Annotated in this window: 14 protein-coding genes; 10 read left to right on the top strand and 4 right to left on the bottom strand. The window is 37.3% G+C overall.

Annotation, left to right across the window (positions count from 1 at the left end):
- Positions 1–18 precede the first annotated feature (18 nt).
- The 5 genes from B0I22_RS07900 to B0I22_RS07880 all read left to right on the top strand — a co-directional run bounded on the left by B0I22_RS07900 (position 19) and on the right by B0I22_RS07880 (position 6,021).
- Complete coding sequence (locus B0I22_RS07900; RefSeq protein WP_133944134.1) at positions 19–1,215, top strand: glycosyltransferase; 1,197 nt, start codon at positions 19–21, stop codon at positions 1,213–1,215.
- Positions 1,212–2,342 (top strand): SDR family NAD(P)-dependent oxidoreductase, encoded by a 1,131-nt coding sequence (locus B0I22_RS07895; protein ID WP_133944133.1) that lies wholly within the window; start codon positions 1,212–1,214, stop codon positions 2,340–2,342. The genes B0I22_RS07900 and B0I22_RS07895 overlap by 4 nt, the downstream gene beginning before the upstream one ends.
- Positions 2,339–3,571, top strand: coding sequence for a glycosyltransferase (locus B0I22_RS07890; RefSeq protein WP_133944132.1), 1,233 nt, complete (start codon positions 2,339–2,341; stop codon positions 3,569–3,571). Before B0I22_RS07895 ends, B0I22_RS07890 begins: the two co-directional genes overlap by 4 nt.
- A 223-nt stretch (positions 3,572–3,794) precedes the next feature.
- A complete protein-coding gene (locus B0I22_RS07885; RefSeq protein WP_166668203.1) occupies positions 3,795–4,754 on the top strand; it encodes a hypothetical protein in 960 nt (319 codons plus the stop codon).
- A gap of 205 nt (positions 4,755–4,959) precedes the next feature.
- Positions 4,960–6,021 (top strand): hypothetical protein, encoded by a 1,062-nt coding sequence (locus tag B0I22_RS07880; protein WP_133944130.1) that lies wholly within the window; start codon positions 4,960–4,962, stop codon positions 6,019–6,021.
- Between the two features lie 249 nt (positions 6,022–6,270).
- Here the strand turns inward: B0I22_RS07880 and B0I22_RS07875 are convergent, their stop codons facing one another.
- Positions 6,271–6,564, bottom strand: a complete 294-nt coding sequence (locus B0I22_RS07875; protein ID WP_133944129.1) for a helix-turn-helix domain-containing protein — start codon at positions 6,562–6,564, stop codon at positions 6,271–6,273.
- 543 nt (positions 6,565–7,107) lie between these two features.
- Between B0I22_RS07875 and B0I22_RS07870 the strand changes: the two genes are divergently transcribed.
- The 5 genes from B0I22_RS07870 (at position 7,108) to B0I22_RS07850 (ending at position 13,469) form a co-directional block, all read left to right on the top strand.
- Positions 7,108–7,752: a DUF6266 family protein gene (locus tag B0I22_RS07870; RefSeq protein ID WP_133944128.1), complete on the top strand. Its 645-nt coding sequence runs from the start codon at positions 7,108–7,110 to the stop codon at positions 7,750–7,752.
- 508 nt (positions 7,753–8,260) lie between these two features.
- Positions 8,261–9,439: a glycosyltransferase family 4 protein gene (locus tag B0I22_RS07865; protein ID WP_133944127.1), complete on the top strand. Its 1,179-nt coding sequence runs from the start codon at positions 8,261–8,263 to the stop codon at positions 9,437–9,439.
- A gap of 98 nt (positions 9,440–9,537) precedes the next feature.
- The gene (locus tag B0I22_RS07860) at positions 9,538–11,745 is read left to right on the top strand and encodes a T9SS type A sorting domain-containing protein (protein ID WP_166668202.1); all 2,208 of its coding nucleotides are present in this window, start codon (positions 9,538–9,540) and stop codon (positions 11,743–11,745) included.
- 210 nt (positions 11,746–11,955) lie between these two features.
- Positions 11,956–12,546 carry a hypothetical protein gene (locus tag B0I22_RS07855; protein ID WP_133944125.1) on the top strand — a complete coding sequence of 197 codons (591 nt, stop codon included), beginning with the start codon at positions 11,956–11,958 and terminating at the stop codon, positions 12,544–12,546.
- A gap of 86 nt (positions 12,547–12,632) precedes the next feature.
- On the top strand, positions 12,633–13,469 hold the full coding sequence (locus B0I22_RS07850) for a mechanosensitive ion channel family protein (protein ID WP_133944124.1): 837 nt from the start codon (positions 12,633–12,635) through the stop codon (positions 13,467–13,469).
- A gap of 156 nt (positions 13,470–13,625) precedes the next feature.
- Here the strand turns inward: B0I22_RS07850 and B0I22_RS07845 are convergent, their stop codons facing one another.
- The 3 genes from B0I22_RS07845 to sucC all read right to left on the bottom strand — a co-directional run bounded on the left by B0I22_RS07845 (position 13,626) and on the right by sucC (position 18,958).
- Entirely contained in the window at positions 13,626–14,852 is a 1,227-nt protein-coding gene (locus B0I22_RS07845) for a hypothetical protein (RefSeq protein ID WP_246022166.1), read from the bottom strand.
- Positions 14,836–17,388, bottom strand: coding sequence for a DUF2339 domain-containing protein (locus B0I22_RS07840; protein ID WP_133944122.1), 2,553 nt, complete (start codon positions 17,386–17,388; stop codon positions 14,836–14,838). Before B0I22_RS07840 ends, B0I22_RS07845 begins: the two co-directional genes overlap by 17 nt.
- A gap of 379 nt (positions 17,389–17,767) precedes the next feature.
- On the bottom strand, positions 17,768–18,958 hold the full coding sequence (gene sucC / locus B0I22_RS07835; RefSeq protein ID WP_133944121.1) for an ADP-forming succinate--CoA ligase subunit beta: 1,191 nt from the start codon (positions 18,956–18,958) through the stop codon (positions 17,768–17,770).
- Positions 18,959–19,222: the final 264 nt, after the last annotated feature.

Genomic DNA, 19,222 nt, shown 5'->3' with positions numbered 1-19,222 from the left:
CTGCATTTCTAATAAATTATGAAAAACCTCCTCTTCATCACTTGGGACGGACCACAGACCTCATACATGGAAGGTCTTTTTATGCCCATTTTTCAAGAAATAGCAAAGAATGAAGATTTAAAGTTTCATGTCTTACAGTTCACTTGGGCAGATGAGAAAAAAATCAACCAAACCAAGAATGTCGCAGAAAAAATGGGAATTCAATACTCTGCTTTTCCAATCATTAGGAAACCAAACGTATCCTTTGGAAGCCTTTTGACCGTTTTTACCTCATCAAACAAAATCAAAAAATACATTGAGAAAAACAGGATTGACATCGTTATGCCGAGAAGTACATTCCCAGCAATGATGGTCAACCAAATTAAGTCCTCCTTTGGAGGATTTAGGAGGATTATTTTCGACGCAGACGGACTGCCAATCGAAGAACGGATAGATTTCGCTGGTTTAAAAAAGGGTTCCTTCCAATATAAATTGATGAAAGCAACAGAAACAAAAATGCTGAAAAATGCAGATGCTGTAATCACAAGATCTCAAAAAGCAATCGATGTGCATATTCAAAATATTGGCGAACAGCATAGAAATAAGTTTTCGGTGGTATTGAATGGGAGAGATAAGAACAAATTCACGAAGGATGATTCGTCCAGGACATTAGCACGTGAAGAATTAGGAATAGCGTCAGAGTTTCTTTTTGTATATGCCGGTTCATTAGGCCCACAATATTGTTTTCCTGAAATGCTGGAAATATTTAAAAAGCATTCGGATAAAAATAATTCAAAGTTTCTAATCCTAACAGGAAATATAGAATTTGCAAAACAGAATATTCCTATAGAACTGCAATCAAACATTATTTTGAAATCTGTAAAATCGGATGAAGTTCCCTTTTATCTTAATGCTGGAGATGTTGCTTTTGCATTGCGCCAGCCAAGCTTCAGTATGCAAGGCGTTGCGCCAATCAAATTAGGGGAATATCTTCTTTGCGGTTTGCCTGTGATTGCCAGCAAAGGAATTGGAGATACAGATGATATTTTGAAAAACTTTCAAGAATGCTTTCTCTATGATCATTCATTAGGTTTAGATATCCAGGCAGAAAGTATCAATCACTTTTTAGAAAAGGCTATATTTGCCGATAAAAATAATATTGCAGTTAAAGCCCAGGATTATTTCTCTCTGGAGGCATCTGCAGAATCATACCAAATTGTTTTAAGAAATATATGAAAAATAACAGAGTCCTAATTACGGGAGGTGCCGGTTTTATCGGATCCAATTTGTCACTTAAATTAATAGAGAAGGGCTGCGAAATTACAGTATTGGATAATCTTTCAGAACAAATTCATGGAGATGATTCTGATCTTCTGAAATCAATCGAAGGTAAGGTTAATTTTATAAAGGGCGATGTTAGAAACATTGAAGATTGGGAAAAAGCATTGGTTAATCAGGATGTTGTGGTGCATTTGGCAGCAGAAACAGGAACTGGTCAGTCGATGTACGAGGTTCAGAAATATGTGGATGTTAATATTAATGGAACTGGTATTTTTTTAGATTACCTCGTTAATAGAGAGCACTCTGTCAAAAAAGTCATTATTGCTTCTTCCAGAGCCATTTATGGAGAAGGTAAATATCAATGTGAAACGCACGGTTTCCAATATCCAGATGAGCGTTTGGAAGAAAACCTTGCTAAAGGCGAATTTGAACCTAAGTGTTCAATCTGTAATCAGAATTTGATACTTTTGGCAACAGACGAAACTTCAACAATACATCCGTCATCAGTCTATGGGATTACGAAGCAAAATCAGGAACAAATGGTTCTGAATGTTTGCAAATCTATAGGGGTTGGCGCAGTGGCATATCGTTACCAAAATGTATATGGCCCTGGGCAATCTCTCAAAAACCCATATACAGGTATTCTCTCCATATTTTCAACACAGATTAAAAATGGAAATGACATCAATATTTTTGAAGATGGATTGGAAAGTCGTGATTTTGTATTCATCGACGATGTAGTAGATGCCACCATTGCAGGAATTGAGAATGATGAGGTGACGAGTGAAGTATTCAATGTTGGAAGTGGTGTTTGTACTTCGGTTATCGAAGTGGCAGAAGCGCTGAAAAGATTGTATAATTCCGATGTCAACATTAATATTTCAGGCAACTTTAGATTAGGCGACATCAGACACAATTATGCAGATTTAACTAAAATTAAAGACAAATTAAAGTTCACACCAAATTTTACCTTCCAGCAAGGGGTAGAAAAATTTGCAGAATGGGTAAACACACAAGAGGTACAAAAAGATCAGTATGAGAAATCGATTGAGGAAATGAAATCCAAAGGCTTGTTCAAATGAAAAAAATAGTGTTCTTCACGATGAATGATTTTCGCAAAGAGGGTGGTGGTACCATCCGTATGTTGGGAATCATAAATGAACTGGCTAAGATTCATTCAGATATCACATTGATTTCTAATTTGGAAGATCATTCCAAAATTGATAGCACTGTTAAAACCATTGCATTAGATACCAAGTTTACACCGGAAAATAAAAGAAAGTTTCAGTTTCTTTTGGGTGTATTTGGTTACAAGAGATTGAATAAAGAATTTCTCCAACTCTTAAATGAACTTCGTAATAAGTTCTCTTCATTCGAGCAAGATACACAAATCGTATTCTTTGAATATCTCGACAATTCTATAGGTTATTGGTTGCAGAAGAATAATGTTATTAAAGCTTATATTAATGACATTCACGGAATTGCAAGCAACGAGTTTGATTTTCAGGCACGAAAAGCGACTTCATTAAAATCAAAACTTTTATTCCGTCTGAAGGAAAAAGTGTCTAAAAATGTAGATCGTAAAGTATTTGGAAATGCAGATGGAATCATCTATGCAAGTGATGCAATGGATCAATATTTTAAAAAATTATATCCATCACTTTCTACTAAAAAAAATTATTATTTGCCTTATGTGCTTAATAATGGGAATATAAAACCTCCACAGGATGAGGTTGTAGAGAAAATTAAAAAAGATCTGAATCTAAGTTCAGAAAATTTTGTCTTTTTATTTGCGGGTGCTTACAAAGAAACAGGTGGAATTCAGGATTTGATTATTGCTTTTGATAAAGTAGCTTCCGAGTTTCCACATGCAAGACTCATTTTGGTGGGCGACGGTCCTACCTTCGAAGATTGCAGGAGAATTAAGGATACTGCTGCTAATACGGACAAAATATTTATGTTGGGAAGACAACCCTACGATTATTTGTCATCGTTTCAGGAAGTAGCCAATGTTCTCGTATGTCCGGATCGTCAAAATCTATTCTCTGACCTAATTGTTCATGTCAAATATTTGGATGCTTTAGTTTCGGGTAAAATAGTAATCAATGGTAATTTTAAAAGTGTGGCAGAGATTAATCAGGCTAAACAGTTGTCACTGCTATTTACACCATCTGATGTGAATGATTTGATAAGTAAAATGAGACAGTCTATTAATGAATACAATAAGCTAGCTACCGACTTCGCAGATTCGGCACAGCATACCTTAGATAATTTGACTTACGCACAATTCATCACAAATTTAATACATTGATGTGATTTTAGATATTCTTTATATCCCGCTTTTTGTTTTGCTTGCTTTGCAATTCCCTAAACTCCTAATGGAGGATAAGGAATATTTGTTCTATCCATCACTTAAAAAACTTGCATTATTTCATTTTTTATTAGGAATTGCATATTTTCTTACTACTAACAATGGTGGTGGGGACGCATGGGGGTATTGGGTCGTTGCAAAAAACATGAACTATTTACAGTTTATGGCAGATATCACTGGAGGAGAAGGAACAGCGTTTATGAGAGCGTTTAATTTTATTCCTGCAAATCTGATGGGTATGTCTTTTTTGTCAAATACAATGTTCTATAGTATGCTGGGATCGTTTGGCATAACTTACTTTTTCTTAATTGCAGCAAGATTGGTTCCTTATAACATAATGATCCGTGGATACGTTTTATTTCCTTTGATTTTCTTCTTGCCCAACCTACATTTTTGGAGTGCTGGAGTTGGAAAAGATACTTTGCTTTTCCTTTGCATTGGAATGTTTACCTACGGTTTAATGAAACCTTTTCAGAGAATTCCTTTATTAGTAATTTCTATTTTGTTATCTATGGCCATCCGTCCCCATATCACATTATTCTTAATGTTAGGTTTCGGATTAGCTTATGTATTTGGTGGAAAGGTGTCACCTTTTCAGAGGTTTTTATTTTCTGCCGTAATGATAGGAATAGGAATAGCTATTTTACCAAGCGTGATGGAGTTCGCAAAGATAGAAGAAGCTTCTGCAGAAGGTTTCGATAAATTTGCGACAGGAAAAGCGGAGGTGCTGAGCCGCGCAAGCACGGGCTCAGCTATCGATATTTCATCATATCCTTTCCCGCTTAAAGTGCTTACATTTTGGTTCAGACCTTTCTTTTTTGACGTTAGAAACATCAACGGACTCATTGCGTCGCTGGAGAACTTGGTCTTAGTGATTGTATTTATCAAAGCGATGCGAACCAACCCAATTGGTGCGTTCAAAGCAGCACCATTTGTAATCAAAGGCCTTGTGATATTCTTAATTGTAGGAACCTTGGCCTTCTCGCAATCATTGGGTAATGTAGGAATTATGATCAGGATGCGAAATATGTTCCTCCCGGGATTAATCATCTATATGATGTGGGTCTTCTCTTATCAGCAGCAAAGAATTAGGGCTTCAAAGACACGACCAAAAGTAAAATAAGATAGTTTTAAATCATTTTGACAAATTTTTAATTAACCTGTCATGCTGATGCTCTCGAAGCACTTAAATTAATTAATATTTATTTGTTCAATAAAAATGTCCTGCTGAGGTTCTCGAAGCATCTTAACAAAGCACTTCCAAATCCTAAAATTCCTTAACTTCGCATTCATTACTGATTAGACAAAATATTAGCAAAAGCTCCGAGATGAAAAACAAAGAACAGGTTTTCCCTGCCTTTTTATTGGTTTACCACCTCTTGTTTGCCGTCTTGGCTTGGCAGTACAATCTACAGAATCCCTCAGATGCTTACAGATACTGGCATTTTACAGGAGATTGGTTCTCATATTTTAATGTAGGAACAGACTTCATCAAGTTTTTTAACTACCCATTTTCAAAAATACTGCAGTTGCCATTTTGGGCAGGTTTTGTAATTCATAGTTTGGTTGGGTATTATGCAATCTTAGAGCTTTATAGATGGGCTTTAAAATACATCAGTCCAAAAAAAAAATGGAGCAAATATTTGTTGATGCTGGTCTTTCTGCTCCCAAATCTACACTTTTGGACTTCAATCATCGGAAAAGAACCTTTGGTATTTCTAGCCACCACTTGGATAATCACCAAGTGTTCAGAAAACAAGTATTTTAGTCTCAAATTCGCATTGGGTAGCTTGTTGCTGATACTCATTCGCCCGCACGTGGCCATGTTTCTTTTGATGGCCATATTACTGACGACAGTTTGGGATAGTAAAAAATGGAATTGGAAAAAGTCGGGTTTAGTAATCGGCGGTGTTTTGGTGGTCTCTGGATTATACCTGATGACAATGCAGCTGCTCAACCGCAATCCGTTTGATTTGGCCTACATCTTAGAGCGCAACAAGGCCTCATTAATAGCCTTTAAACGGGCAGGTTCTTATGTCCCAATGATAGATTACAATTGGTTCGAAAGAATATTGGCACTCAACTTCCGGCCGCTTTTTGAAACGCCCTTTTCCTGGTTTTCGGTGATTCTAAGTGTGGAGAATCTAATTGTGTTGATGATTTTGATGGGTGCAGTAGGAGTCTATATCAAGAATTTTCGAAAAGTGAAATTGAATAATTTTGCTAAAATAGCATGGTTCTTTTTCATCATTTCCTCCTTGTTTTTCATCCAGCGTTATTCCTGCCTCGGTATTTTCGTCCGGACAAAAATAATGTACCTGCCATTCCTGTTAATAGCAGCTCTCCAGATCATCACACAAATCAAATCACCACCCAGAGATAAAGCATAATCGAATGATTCAACAATCTCAGAAAATTCACAATCTCCAGTGAAAATTCTCCCACTAAGCTTGGGCAAAGATTTTCATCTACCCATCATCCATCATCCATCACCAATCTTCACACCTTCACTCAATCCCTTAGGGTTTAGGGTCGGGCGAAAATTTTCACTGTTCCCAACCAGTAAGATTGAGACGAAAAATTTCACTCCCACACTTGCACGCTCCAACCCCGCCACCTCGCACCTAGCAACCCGCCACCTAAACACAACTCTCCAAACTCAAAACAATCAAGTCTAGAAAAAGGATAAGTGTCAGATAATAAACGTTGCCTTCAATTTTGATGTGATGAAAATATTTATGAGTACGGTAAGTGCGCATTGTCCGCTCGCTCACCCTCAGAAGCTGGGCGACCTCCTTTTCGGTCATAAGCATCGTCCGATCGAGCTGGATGCCATTGGATAGAATGTTTTCAATGGTTTGTCTGAGATTCAAAATCCATTCATTGATTTGGCTCTCACTGAAAAGCAAAAATTGTTTCATGATGGTTTGCATTTTATTAAACCAAATTAGTAAGCTATGCCAAAAAAATTTTACGGTTATCCGTATTTTGAATAATTTTTTTAATAAATTAAATAATAATGCTGATGATGTTCAATGAAACCTGCCAAACCCACCATGCTACAATTGATGATAAAAAAAGAACTTCCAAATCCCGACACAAGCCAACTTTCCAATACAGAAAAACTCACAATTTATTGGATTTACCCCAATGAAAATTCACCCTTCATGGTTGGGGTAAAAATTTTCATTTGTACGTTCCCATCCTCCCACCAGCATCCCAGTGAAAATTCTCCTTTTAGGGTCGGGGTACAAATTTACACTATCCATCATCCATCATCGAACCAATCCTATACAAGCCCTATCCAGAGCCTATAGCGAGCCTATATAAAGCCTATAGCGAGCCTATACAAACTCTATAGCGAGCCTATAGAAATTACTTCAAAAAGGAAAATATCGGCAAATTTCGGAAGCTTTCGAAAAACAGCCTCAGAGACATTCTACCTTTGACATGTTTAACCCCGTAAAATAATTATCATGGGAAAACTTAATGATTCTTTATTGTCAGGATCCAGTGGAAGAACTGGACGACTAGTCGTGGCAAACGTTGCCGGAACTGAAATCTTAAGAGTACGTCCGCGTAAGAAGAACACGCCGCTGTCTCCTAAGCAGGCTTTGATCCAGGAAAGGATGAAGCGATGTTATGATTTTATCCTCCCGTACAAAGGCTATGCATCTATGCACTTTGGCTACAAACAAGGGATGAGGTCCAGCTACAACCAGGCGATTACAAATCTGTTGAATGCCTTCAAGTTAGATTTTGCACAGATGACCATCACACCAGTGTTCTCGGAGATCGAGTTCTCATTAGGGAATCTCCTTGCTGCCGTTCCCACTGGAGTGGATTCAGCAGCCGTGGGGGCATTAACAGTCGAGTGGTACAACAATGCGGGAGGCAATCCAGACCGATTGCAAGATCAGTTGCAACTGCTCTACTATGATGAATCGCAGAAGAGCCCCGTCTTCTTGGAAAACTTGGGCGAACGCACAGACACGACCATTACGGTCAATGTGCCACCGTATTTTTCAGGCAAAGAGGTGCACGTGTGGATAGCGTTCCGCTCTCAGGATGGGATGGAAGTGTCTATCTCAGCGTATGCTGGTAGTGTGGTGATTTTGTAGCGCATCACAATTATTTCAGCGAGCCAGTAGGCTCGGTTTCTAAGTCCCATTCCTCAGGAGTGGGATTTTTGATCAATGGATATTATTAGTATTGTTATTAGTATTATTATGAGTAGATTAAAATTTTCACACTTTACTTCTACAAACTTTCACCTAAAGTCTGGTACCTCCCTTTAGGGTAGGGGGGCAAAAATTTTCACTGTTCCCACCCATAAGTTGAGACAAGAACATTCCCTCATTCACCCTCAAACTCTCAGACGCTCCAACCTTCCTCCTCCCACCTAAAACCACCAACCTCCATCTTCGCCCAATCCCCCAGTGAAAATTCTCCCTTTAGGGTAGGGACAAAAATTTTCACTGTTCCCAGCCCGTAAGTTGAGACAAGAACATTCCCTCATTCACCCTCAAACTCTCAAACCTCCCAACTTTCCTCCTCCAACCTCCCACCTAAAACCTAAAACCTCGAACCTCCCTCCCTTTTCCTATATTTGCAAAAATTTTCCTTTAAATGGCAAAACTCTTTCGCATTACCACAGTTCCTATTTCTGTAGAAAAATTACTAGGCCGGCAGTTGTCTTTTATGAATCAGTATTTTGAGGTCACAGCCATTTCAGCAGACAGAGAATATTTGGAAAGAGTAGGCGCAGAATTGGGAATCAAAACCCATCCGATTGAGATGACGCGCAAGATCACACCGCTTCAGGATCTCAGATCACTATGGGAAATGTACCGGTACATCAAAAAAGAAAAACCAGAAATAGTCCATACACATACCCCGAAAGCAGGCTTAATAGGAATGATGGCGGCAAAATTAGCCGGCGTGAAAATCCGACTGCACACCGTTGCAGGATTACCATTAATGGAAGCTTCTGGCAGTAAAAGAAAAGTTTTGAATGCCGTAGAAAAGTTCACTTACAGTTGTGCCACGCATGTCTATCCCAACTCACAAGGGTTGTATGATTTTATTTTAAACGAAAAATTAGGCAAGCCCAATAAGCTGAAAGTCATTGGAAACGGAAGTACCAACGGCATCGATACCAGTCACTTTGATCCCGCATTATTCTCCTCAGAATCAAAACAGCAATTAAGGAAAAACCTGGGTTTTTCAAAAGAGGATTTTGTTTTCGTATTTGTTGGCAGATTGGTAAAGGACAAAGGCATCAATGAACTGATTTCAGCCTTCAAGACGCTCCAGTCCTCCAACGCTCCAATCCTCAAACTCCTCTTGGTTGGCCCTTTAGAACAAGATTTGGATCCATTGTCTCCAGAGGTTTTGAGTGAAATTGAAACCAATCCAAACATCAAGTCGGTGGGATTCCAAAAAGATGTAAGACCGTATTTTGCAGTCAGTGATGCATTGGCATTTCCGAGTTACAGAGAGGGTTTCCCCAATGTTGTACTCCAGGCTCTGGCGCTGGGAATTCCTGCGATTGTATCGGATATAAACGGGTGTAATGAAATTATTACTCATAATGAAAATGGGCTCATAGTTCCTGTAAAGGATGCGGAGTCGCTTCAGAAAGCAATGAATGATTTGATGAATCAGGAATTTTATCAACAACTTCGATCCGCTTCAAGACCGAGTGTAATGAAGTACAGACAGGAATTAATTTGGGAATTATTAAAAGAAAATTACAAATCTCTTTTGAATTCGCAAGGTTTCGAATTGAATAGTAATAAAAATTAATATTTATACATTCTTGGGTGTTTTCGTCACTATTGGTGTTTTTTTAGCATTTAATTATGATTATTTTTTTTAATTTTGTAACCAGAAAATTTATGGTTATGAATAAGAAATTAATACTTTTTACGATAATGCTTTTCGGCTTTATCACGATAGAGGCGCAGTCTATTCTGAACGTCTATCCAATATTTAAAAAAAGACACGAAAGTGCCACCACGGCTTATTGCGTAAATAATGGTGGTTCGTGTAGTGGAAATCCAGCTTTCGAAGGGGCTAATTTGGGTACTTTCGTTTCTGGAGGTAATATCTTGAGATTGGCGGGCATTCAGTCTGTGGTGAATAGATGTGCAGGACAAACGGTGACGGCAGTTACTGCTCATTTTCGGTCTTACCTTACAGCTTCTGGGCCAGGTTCACTAGGCTTCACGGCTGCTGCTTTGGCAAAAGGAACTACAACCCCGAATGGTTGTGGAGGTACAAATGAACCTTGGAATGCTGCTTATTCTGGTGATGGTACTTCACTGGCAACTGGATTTGCAACGCCAGGAGCATATACATTGGAGATGTATTATTCAATTACGACTTCTACAGGCACAATTCTATTGAATAATGCTGGAGCAAATTACAAAGCGTCATTTATTATAACAGCAGACACAACTTGGAATGGAACTGCTTGGAATTATGGCAAACCTGCTTTGCAATCCAATGCTATTTTCGCTGGCAATTTCAACATGTCAGGAGAGAGTTTGTCTGTTAATAATATTACAGTCAATTCTGGCGTTACAGTATCTTTGCAATCCGAGAGGTCTCTAAAAATTAATGGTAATGTAGTAAACAACGGAACCATCATCGTAAACAATGATGCGACATACTTGTTGGTAGATGGTTCTACAAGTACGGGAACAGGTAAAGTAATCGTAAGAAGAGAAGCTAATCTCAGAAAAGATGATTACACCTATTGGAGCAGTCCGGTGAGTGGCCAGAATTTGTACAATTTCTCTGTAGGAACACCGACGAATAGATTTTATCTTTACAATGAAGCTAATGACAGATTTCATTCTACAGGACTTAATGCTGCTTCTACTTTCTCACCAGGGGTAGGTTATGCGATCAAGGGAAAAGATACATATTCACCGACTTCTCCTGCAACAGAAATATTTACTTTCGAAGGTAAAGATCATAACGGTAATATTACGGTTAATTTAAATCGAACAGCGGGTGATGATAAAGGATACAATTTAATAGGAAATCCTTATCCTTCTAATATTAATTTCCAAAATCTTTTTAATTATGGGACTAATAGAACATCAATATTCAACAAACAATGGTTTTGGACCACTTTGAATGAGGTCGTAACTCAGCAGGGTTCAAACTATGCGGGAAACAACTATGCAACATTCGTTGCTGGTGTGGGCGGAGTAGGTCCGTCTTACGTATCTGGAAATATTGAAGAGCCTTCTCTTAGACCGCTAGGTTTTACGAAAGTTGGGCAAGGGTTTTTGGTACAAGCAAGATACAACAATGCACTTTTGACTTTTAATAATTCAATCCGTTCTTCCAATACTGTAGATTCAATATTTTTCAACAAATCTGCAAATAAAGAAGGTGATGATGAAGACGAAGATGATGAGGAGCCACAACCAACAATCGATAGATTCTGGCTCAAGTTTGTGAATCCGAAAAACATTGCGAACACTATTTTGGTAGCTCATATCCCTTATGCAACCAATGGTTATGATGAGGATTACGAAGTCAATCTTTTCTCTTTAGGAGATGATGCGTTTTTCTCTGTGGTAGATCCATACAAGTTTCAGATTCAGGCGCGTAGTTTGCCTGTAATGAACTCAGATTCCTTTGCATTGGGTTATGTATCATCAGAAGCAGGTGAGGCAATCATTGCATTGGATGATAAAGAAGGTGTCTTCAAAACAGAATCAAAAGCAATCTATCTGAAAGATAGCCAAACGGGAACAGTTACCAATCTACAAGAAGGATATTATACTTTCAACACAGCTAAGCAATTCAACGATACAAGATTTTCAATAATGTATGAAAACAATGTACTTTCTACCAACACGACAAAAGCTCAGGAAGTATCAGTTTACAAGCAAAACAACGAGCTAGTGGCAAAAAGTAATGTCAATATTTCCAATGTGGAAGTCTTTGATGTGTCTGGAAGAATGATTAAAAATGCAGTAGGAAACAACACCAAAGAAATCAGAATCAATACAGTTGGTTTGAACAAAGGCGTTTATATTTTGAAAATCACTACAGCCAAAGGAATTACAACCAAAAAAGTAATCATCTAACGATTAGTTTTTTTAATAATCAACAAGCCAGTCTTTTTTAAGATTGGCTTTTTTATTTTATAGATAACAATTGGCTTATTTTAAGATATTTTTCATTTTTATTAAATTTTCTTAAATAGGTAGAACTTGTATTTCTCACTGTGTTTTTTAGAAATGGCACAACCTTTGTAAATTATAGAAAATATAATTATTAACGAAAAATTTAACAATATGAAAAAATTATTTTTTGGAGCAATAGTCTTGGCAGCAGGATTATTCTCCACAGCAAATGCGCAGATACAAGAAGGAAACTGGATGGTTGGAAGCAGCTTGGTAGCAAGTAACTTCGGATTGAATTCTGGTGCAGGTTATGATTTCGCAATTCAGCCAAAAGCAGCTTATTTCATCAAAGATAATGTAGCATTGGGAGGATATGTGAATCTAGGTTTCCTGAAAGCAGCGAAAGGTTCTCCTACACAATTTAACTATGCTGTTGGTGCTTTGGGACGTTACTTCATCTCTCCGGGAGAAGCTGGCGTAGATAATCTTCTAAACCACGGACGTTGGTTCTTCGAAGGTAATGTAGGAATTGGAGGAACTTCTGTAGAAAACGGAATCTCTACAACAGGTCTTGACTTCGGTGTTGGTCCTGGTTATTCATACTTCATCACACCAAACATTGGAGTGGAAGGATTGGTTAAATACAATGGTGTTACCGGATTTGGAAACGAAGGATTGACTTCTAAAGTAAGTTTCAATGTAGGTTTCAGCATTTATTTGCCAACAGGACAAGCAAAAAGAATTGCCAACGAAGCAAAATAATTCTAAATTTGTACATTCATATTAAAACCGGCTTTTGTCGGTTTTTTTATTAATAATGAAATCAGTTTATCATTAAAATTAATCCAATGGAGTATTTAAATACGGTTTACAACGTACTTCAAAGATGGTACATTAGCTTTGCGGAGCTCACTCCAAGATTGGTTGTGGGAATCTTAGTATTTCTCTTTTTCCTTACGACCAGTACCTATCTTAGCCGTTGGTCTGTAATACTTTTTCATAAGTTTTTCCCAAAAACCAAAAACGAGTCAGTCGTTACATTGATTTCAGTTTTCAAATTCCTCATTATTTTGATGGGAACTTTCATCGCATTGGAAATTATGGGATTCAGCGGTTTCTTTATGAAATTCTTAGGAAGTTTGGGAGTTGCCGGGGTGATTGCCGGGGTTGCGCTCAAAGATTTGGTTTCCAGTATGTTTTCCGGAATGTTGGTAAGCGTGGACAAGGCTTTCAAGATTGGAGACTACGTCACAATTGGAGGCAATTCAGGAACGGTCCAAGACATCGGATTGCTCACTACGAAGTTGATTACCGACGACGGAAAGAAAGTTTATATTCCAAATCAGGTCATCTTCAATTCACCATTTTTCAACATCACAGCATCGCCTCAGCGCAGAATTATTTTCGACTTCGAAGTTCCGATGGGCGAGGACATCAGCAAGGCAAAAGATGCGATATTGGACGAGATCAAAAAACTGCACCACGTGGATAAAGCAGATTCTGCCGATGTCATCATTACCAATGTGAAGCAAGGCGTCTTTACTTTGCAGGTCAAATTCTGGCTGGAGATTGGAAGCGATTTTGGCAAATTAAAAAGTGAAGCCATCATTAAAATTAATGACAGATTGATGAAAGAAGGCATCGATCTCGTTTCGCCAAACAGCATTAACATCACAAATTCCTAACCTACAAAAGAATAATTTTTTATTGTTTAGTAAATAAGCTGAGTTCTTAAATTTTTTAAAATATCAATAGGAATGGGCTTTAGCCCATTTTCAGAATTGTTTTTGAAAATGGCTTTAGCCGAAATCTATTACAAATTTCGGCTAAAGCTTATTTTCTTATGAAGAGCTTTCCTTATTCATATCCTTTATCATAGCCACAGCAAAATAACCAATAATCAAAACAGCAAGACCAATGCAAAGCCACATAAACAAAGGCGTTTGCCAAAAGCTATCGGCAGTTTCTGAGTCTTTAGGATTGTCAATTTGTTCTAAATTTGAAATCGTTGCTATCGGATAATTTTGGTTAAAATTAATTCCTGACTGAGCCAAATCATAAGCTGGAGCAGAAAGTTTGGAATCGATTTTCAAAGTATAATTTTCATTCGCTTTCAAGTCTGCTAGAATGCTAATTGGTTTTTGAAACAATGAGATTTTTTTGATTTCCAATTCCGGATTGTCTTGATTATCAATTTCAATCGTAAACTCTTTAACGAACAATTCTGAAATTTCAAAGCTATTTTTAACTTTCGAATTCAATTGAAAATTGCTAACCGTTTCAGCGTAATTGACTTCTGTTCTTTTCTGAGTTTTGGTTTTATTAATGACAATTCTTGCGTCTCTCAAATAAAAATTCGGAGCAGAAATATCAAAACCAATCGCATCAATCACCTGCGGATTTTTGAAGCTGATATGGATTTTCGTTTGCTTATTCTTTTTGTCAGTCGTTATTTTTTGTTCGAAATCTTGAAGTTCTATTTTCGATTTTTTAACAGCGAAATTCTTCTCGAAACCAACTTCCAAAACATTGATTGGAAGCGAATTCTTATCAACGAAATCAAATTTCAGAAACTTATAATTATTCAATGGAAAAGAAAAACTGCGCTCCACAGAGGTTTTTCCGCTGTCATTCAAATCTGTGATGGTTTGATTAATGACCAAGCCAAACCATTCCAAGTTGTCATTGCTTCCGCTGATGCTGTAGGTTTTATCAACATCAGTATTAGCAATTTTCAAAATGAGATGTTCCAGATTCAGGGCTTTTTCGTTGGAAACAATCACGGAAGTTACTTTGTTTGGAACCGAATTTTTTGATAGGATTGAAAGATTTTCATATTGAGAATCCATTGATTTTCCTTCAAAAAGAACATAAGGAACTTCAATGTTTTTTGCATCAAAAATTCTTAAGTAATCTAAATTATTCTGAGAAGCAGAACGCACTTCCGGAGAAAGCAAAATCTGATTCAAACCGCTTTCCGAAACTTGATTTAATTTCCCTTTATAATTTTGTGCAAAAGAAAAACTCACTATAAAAAGAGCAGAAATTAGACTAAATATTTTCTTCATTGTCTGTGTTTTTTGGTTGCTCATCAATCACCAATTTTTTGATTTTCTGATAAACGAATGAAATAATTAAAATAAGAACGCCCAGCAAAATAAATGCGATGATTTTCCCAGTTTCAGACACATTCTTGATGTCGAACAAGAAGAGTTTCGCAATCGTTAAACCTAATAACGACAAGGCAATAATTCGCAAAGTTTTGTTCTGCTTTTTGATGCCGATAATTAGGTAAACAAAGGACAAAACGCCCCAAAGAATTGGATAACCAATTTTGATAATCTGAGTTTTTACATTGTCATATTTAGTCTCAATCAAAATCTCTTTGTCAAAGTTGTATTCATTGTTTTTCAAGTTTGAGAATTTCGCCAGTTCCGCTTGAGAAACCAAGTCGTTATTGAAAATCAATCCGTGAATCATCACTTCGTTGCTCAAAATGTAAACTGTACAAAATGCTAAAACCCAAAGTGCAATCTTGTGATTGAGGAACTTTGAAAAGTCACTTTCATTCCTGATTTTAATGATATTGTAAATGAAATATCCTAAACAAATCAATAAGATATAATGGATGATAAAAGCAGAATTGTTCGCTGTATTTCGGGCAAAGTTTTCCACCATTTCGCTGTAAGTCAGTTTATAGAAAATGGCGATATAGAGTAGGATATTAACCGAAGCCAAAACGATGATTGCGCTGTTCCAAGTTTTGTTTTTTAGTTTTAGAATGAAATAAATCAAACCTACACTGAAAACGAAATGATACAAGACACAATAGGATGTCGCTGAATGATAATTCAATATATAATCCGCTGACTGATAACTGATTTCCAACATCCCGGTGAAGTATCCAACCAAAATCAAAACACCCAATACGCCATTTCTGTAATAACTTGGGTCAAATTCGAAACCGAAAATATTGGTGATTTCTTTTTCTTTTTTTAATAAGAAATAAGTGAAAATCAATGATGCGAGAGAAACGATTCCAGTGAGAAACATTCGGTTTAGGACAGGTTTTAGTTCTATCACGTTTCCGGAATAGTATTTTTCCCAATCCATTATCAAACTTCCAATCATCAAAAGCTGAACGATGATTGCTCCCAATTTGAACGTGCTGATTTTCGATTTCTGAGACAGCCAAAAGAGCAAAACTGCTTCGCCCGCCCAGAATAATGTGATGTAATTCCCCTCAAATTGAATCGGGATTGCTAAGGTCACAAACGTTAATGTCAATCCTAAGAGCAGATAAATCGCATTTTTGTCCAAGCCAAATTTTCGGTAAAGAAATATCGCGTAAACCAAATTGTACAAAGCCAACGCCACTGTGAAAATCCCTTTGTAATGCGGTTGCCAATTCTCAATGATACCAATTCCGATACCAAAATAAATGAAAGTATTAGCAACTATAATGAAATATTCAAGCTTGGTAAAACTGCCCTTGTTTCTAAGATTGTTGATAACCGTCACAACGCTGAAAATAATATAAAAGATAGTGGCGAAAAATAAAGCGCCTCTGAACGGAAGTTTGTTGTCATCAAAGCCAATCCAGCTCCAGCCGGAAAACAAAATATAGGTGAAAATAAATGCCAGCAAAGTCACCAAATTCCACTTTTTGAAATAGGCAATAATCAGCATTCCGATGTTCAAAATTGCAATGTAGGTGAAGAGAACTTTATAATTTCCTTCGCCGGTGCTAACCATAAATGGGACGGCAAAACCGCCAATCAAGGAGAGAACTGCCAATTCTTTTCTGTCATAAGAAACCGAAACCAAAACACTAAAAATGGTAATCACCACCATAATAATGAAGGCGACAGTTTGGCTGAATAATTTATAATCGTGGAAGGCAATCCCAATTGTGAGATAGAAAATACTGATCGCTCCAGCCACAAAAACGGAACTGAACGCGGCGTAGTTTTTCTTCAATCGATGTGCGACAACCATCACGATAGCTCCACTTAAAATCCCGATGCCGACACGAGCTGGCTCATTGATCCAGTCTTTGTCAATCGCATATTTCACGAAGAAACTGATTCCGAGGACTAATATTAAGATTCCGATTTTGTTGATGAGGTTTTCTCCGATGAATTTCTCGATGTCCGGATTTTTCTCTTTGAAGTTTTCTATCCAGGATTTTTTTGGAACGATTGGTTCGGAAACAATTGGAGTTGCAGGTTCGAGGATTTCTTCTTTGAGCTCAACTGGATTTTCATTGGAACTGAACGCAACTTGTTGGATCTCTTCTGTTTCCGGATTGATTTCTTCTACAATTTGTTGCTGTTCAATGATTGGTTCTTCAACGATTAATTCCTCGTTGGCAATAGTTTCTTCAACTTTTTGTTCTTCTTTGTTTGGAAGCGTTTCCTCTTTTACAGCTGGTTTTTGCAAATCGTTGAGGATGAATTGTAAGGTTGAGATTTGGCTTTTCAAGCCGTCGATTTTTTCATTCAGTTGCTTGAATTCCTGTTGCTGATCTGCTGGTTTTTGATTGGTCCTGTTGTAGATAATCAAGGTAAAAATCAAAATGGCAAAGAGTAATACGAGTTCCATAGGTGTGTTTTATGAAACAAATATAATTTAAAAATAAATGGTTTGTGGATTTGCTTGGGAAATAGTGTTCGATAAGTTCAATCAAAGTGTATTTTTATTTGAAATGTTTAACCGTTTGTGAATCCGCAGCCCGACTTGAACGGAAATCCTTTTTTGATTGTACTCAAGTTCTATTTAGACTGAAATGGTCGACAAAAAAGATTGGGAGTGGAAGGCGGAAAAGCTGCCCCAATTTAGAAAATCTTAAAAACTTTGTCAAAGTACAATGATGCCGCTGAAAACTTTGACAAAGTAGTGTGTGGATAGCTTTGATAAAGTGCAAAAAAAAAATCCGTCCAAAAAAATTGAACGGATTTTGATTTTATTTGAAAATTAAAGCTTAAGCTATAACTTCTTTTACTTTGTTTGCTGCTTCTTCCAAAGTGATTGCAGAGTGGATTGGCAATCCAGCTTCGTCGATCAATTTTTTAGCTTCTACAGCGTTTGTTCCTTGCAATCTTACGATCAATGGAACTGGAAGGCTTCCCATTGCGTTGTATGCATCTACAACACCTTGTGCAACTCTGTCACATCTTACGATTCCTCCGAAGATGTTGATTAAGATTGCTTTTACGTTCGGGTCTCTCAAGATGATTCCGAAAGCAGTCTGAACTCTTTGTGCATCAGCAGTTCCACCAACGTCCAAGAAGTTTGCTGGATTTCCGCCAGATAATTTGATGATGTCCATAGTTGCCATTGCAAGACCAGCTCCGTTTACCATACAAGCTACGTTTCCGTCCAACTTCACGAAGTTAAGACCAGCTTCGCCAGCTTCTACATCCAATGGATCTTCTTCTCTTGTATCTCTCAACTCAGCAAGATCTTTGTGACGGAACAATGAGTTACCATCCAAAGTTACTTTTGCATCTACAGCGATGATTTTGTTATCAGAAGTTTTCAAAACCGGGTTGATCTCAAAAAGAGATGCGTCAATTCCTACGTAAGCGTTGTATAATGAAGTGATGAATTTTGTAAATTCTTTGAAGGCGTTACCTTCCAATCCAAGTCCGAAAGCAATTTTTCTAGCTTGGAAACCTTGAAGTCCGTAAGCTGGATCAATTACTTCTTTGTGGATCAAATGAGGTGTTACTTCTGCAACGTGCTCGATGTCCATTCCACCTTCTGTAGAGTAAACGATTGTGTTTTTTCCAAGAGCTCTGTCCAAAAGGATAGAAACGTAGAACTCGCTCGTTTCAGTTTCACCTGGATAATATACATCTTCCGCTACCAAAACAGAATGTACTTTTTTACCTTCAGCAGAAGTCTGAGGTGTAATCAATTGCATTCCGATGATGTTTCCAGCGTTTTCTTTCAGTTTGTCCATATTTGGGGAGAACTTTACACCGCCACCTTTTCCTCTACCACCAGCGTGGATCTGAGCTTTTACTACCCAAGCTTGCGCTCCAGTTTCAGCAGTAAGTTTTTCGGCAGCAGCAACAGCTTCGTCCACATTGTTTGCAACAAAACCACGTTGGATATTAACCCCGTATTTTGCTAAAATCTCTTTTGATTGATACTCGTGAAGATTCATAATATATTATTGATTAATTTTTAGATTTTATAAGATTTACAAATTTAAGAAAAATGACCCACGCCAAAAAGAAAATTACGTAAGTTTTAATGACTTAAATCAGATAATTGCAATTTACCCTATTAATAAAGATAAAAGGAGCTTTTATATTTTGATATTCATTAAAAAAGTGATTATGAAGAGTTTTTATAATCGTATTTTAATACAGTTCTAATTTGGAGTGGTATTTTTATTGCGCTAGTTTTTTATAATTTTGGCGTCGGA

It is taken from the genome of Epilithonimonas xixisoli (assembly GCF_004365655.1).
In the GTDB taxonomy this organism is placed as follows: domain Bacteria; phylum Bacteroidota; class Bacteroidia; order Flavobacteriales; family Weeksellaceae; genus Epilithonimonas; species Epilithonimonas xixisoli.
Note: the sequence above shows the minus strand (reverse complement) of the source record. Positions and strands in the feature narration are given on the sequence as shown.

What these genes read in the sequence shown, in the direction of transcription:
- B0I22_RS07900 (WP_133944134.1), top strand. Translation starts at nt 19, where the DNA reads ATGAAAAACCTCCTCTTCATCACTTGGGACGGACCACAGACCTCATAC.
- B0I22_RS07895 (WP_133944133.1), top strand. Translation starts at nt 1,212, where the DNA reads ATGAAAAATAACAGAGTCCTAATTACGGGAGGTGCCGGTTTTATCGGA.
- B0I22_RS07890 (WP_133944132.1), top strand. Translation starts at nt 2,339, where the DNA reads ATGAAAAAAATAGTGTTCTTCACGATGAATGATTTTCGCAAAGAGGGT.
- B0I22_RS07885 (WP_166668203.1), top strand. Translation starts at nt 3,795, where the DNA reads ATGGCAGATATCACTGGAGGAGAAGGAACAGCGTTTATGAGAGCGTTT.
- B0I22_RS07880 (WP_133944130.1), top strand. Translation starts at nt 4,960, where the DNA reads ATGAAAAACAAAGAACAGGTTTTCCCTGCCTTTTTATTGGTTTACCAC.
- B0I22_RS07875 (WP_133944129.1), bottom strand. Translation starts at nt 6,564, where the DNA reads ATGCAAACCATCATGAAACAATTTTTGCTTTTCAGTGAGAGCCAAATC.
- B0I22_RS07870 (WP_133944128.1), top strand. Translation starts at nt 7,108, where the DNA reads ATGGGAAAACTTAATGATTCTTTATTGTCAGGATCCAGTGGAAGAACT.
- B0I22_RS07865 (WP_133944127.1), top strand. Translation starts at nt 8,261, where the DNA reads ATGGCAAAACTCTTTCGCATTACCACAGTTCCTATTTCTGTAGAAAAA.
- B0I22_RS07860 (WP_166668202.1), top strand. Translation starts at nt 9,538, where the DNA reads ATGAATAAGAAATTAATACTTTTTACGATAATGCTTTTCGGCTTTATC.
- B0I22_RS07855 (WP_133944125.1), top strand. Translation starts at nt 11,956, where the DNA reads ATGAAAAAATTATTTTTTGGAGCAATAGTCTTGGCAGCAGGATTATTC.
- B0I22_RS07850 (WP_133944124.1), top strand. Translation starts at nt 12,633, where the DNA reads ATGGAGTATTTAAATACGGTTTACAACGTACTTCAAAGATGGTACATT.
- B0I22_RS07845 (WP_246022166.1), bottom strand. Translation starts at nt 14,852, where the DNA reads ATGAAGAAAATATTTAGTCTAATTTCTGCTCTTTTTATAGTGAGTTTT.
- B0I22_RS07840 (WP_133944122.1), bottom strand. Translation starts at nt 17,388, where the DNA reads ATGGAACTCGTATTACTCTTTGCCATTTTGATTTTTACCTTGATTATC.
- sucC (WP_133944121.1), bottom strand. Translation starts at nt 18,958, where the DNA reads ATGAATCTTCACGAGTATCAATCAAAAGAGATTTTAGCAAAATACGGG.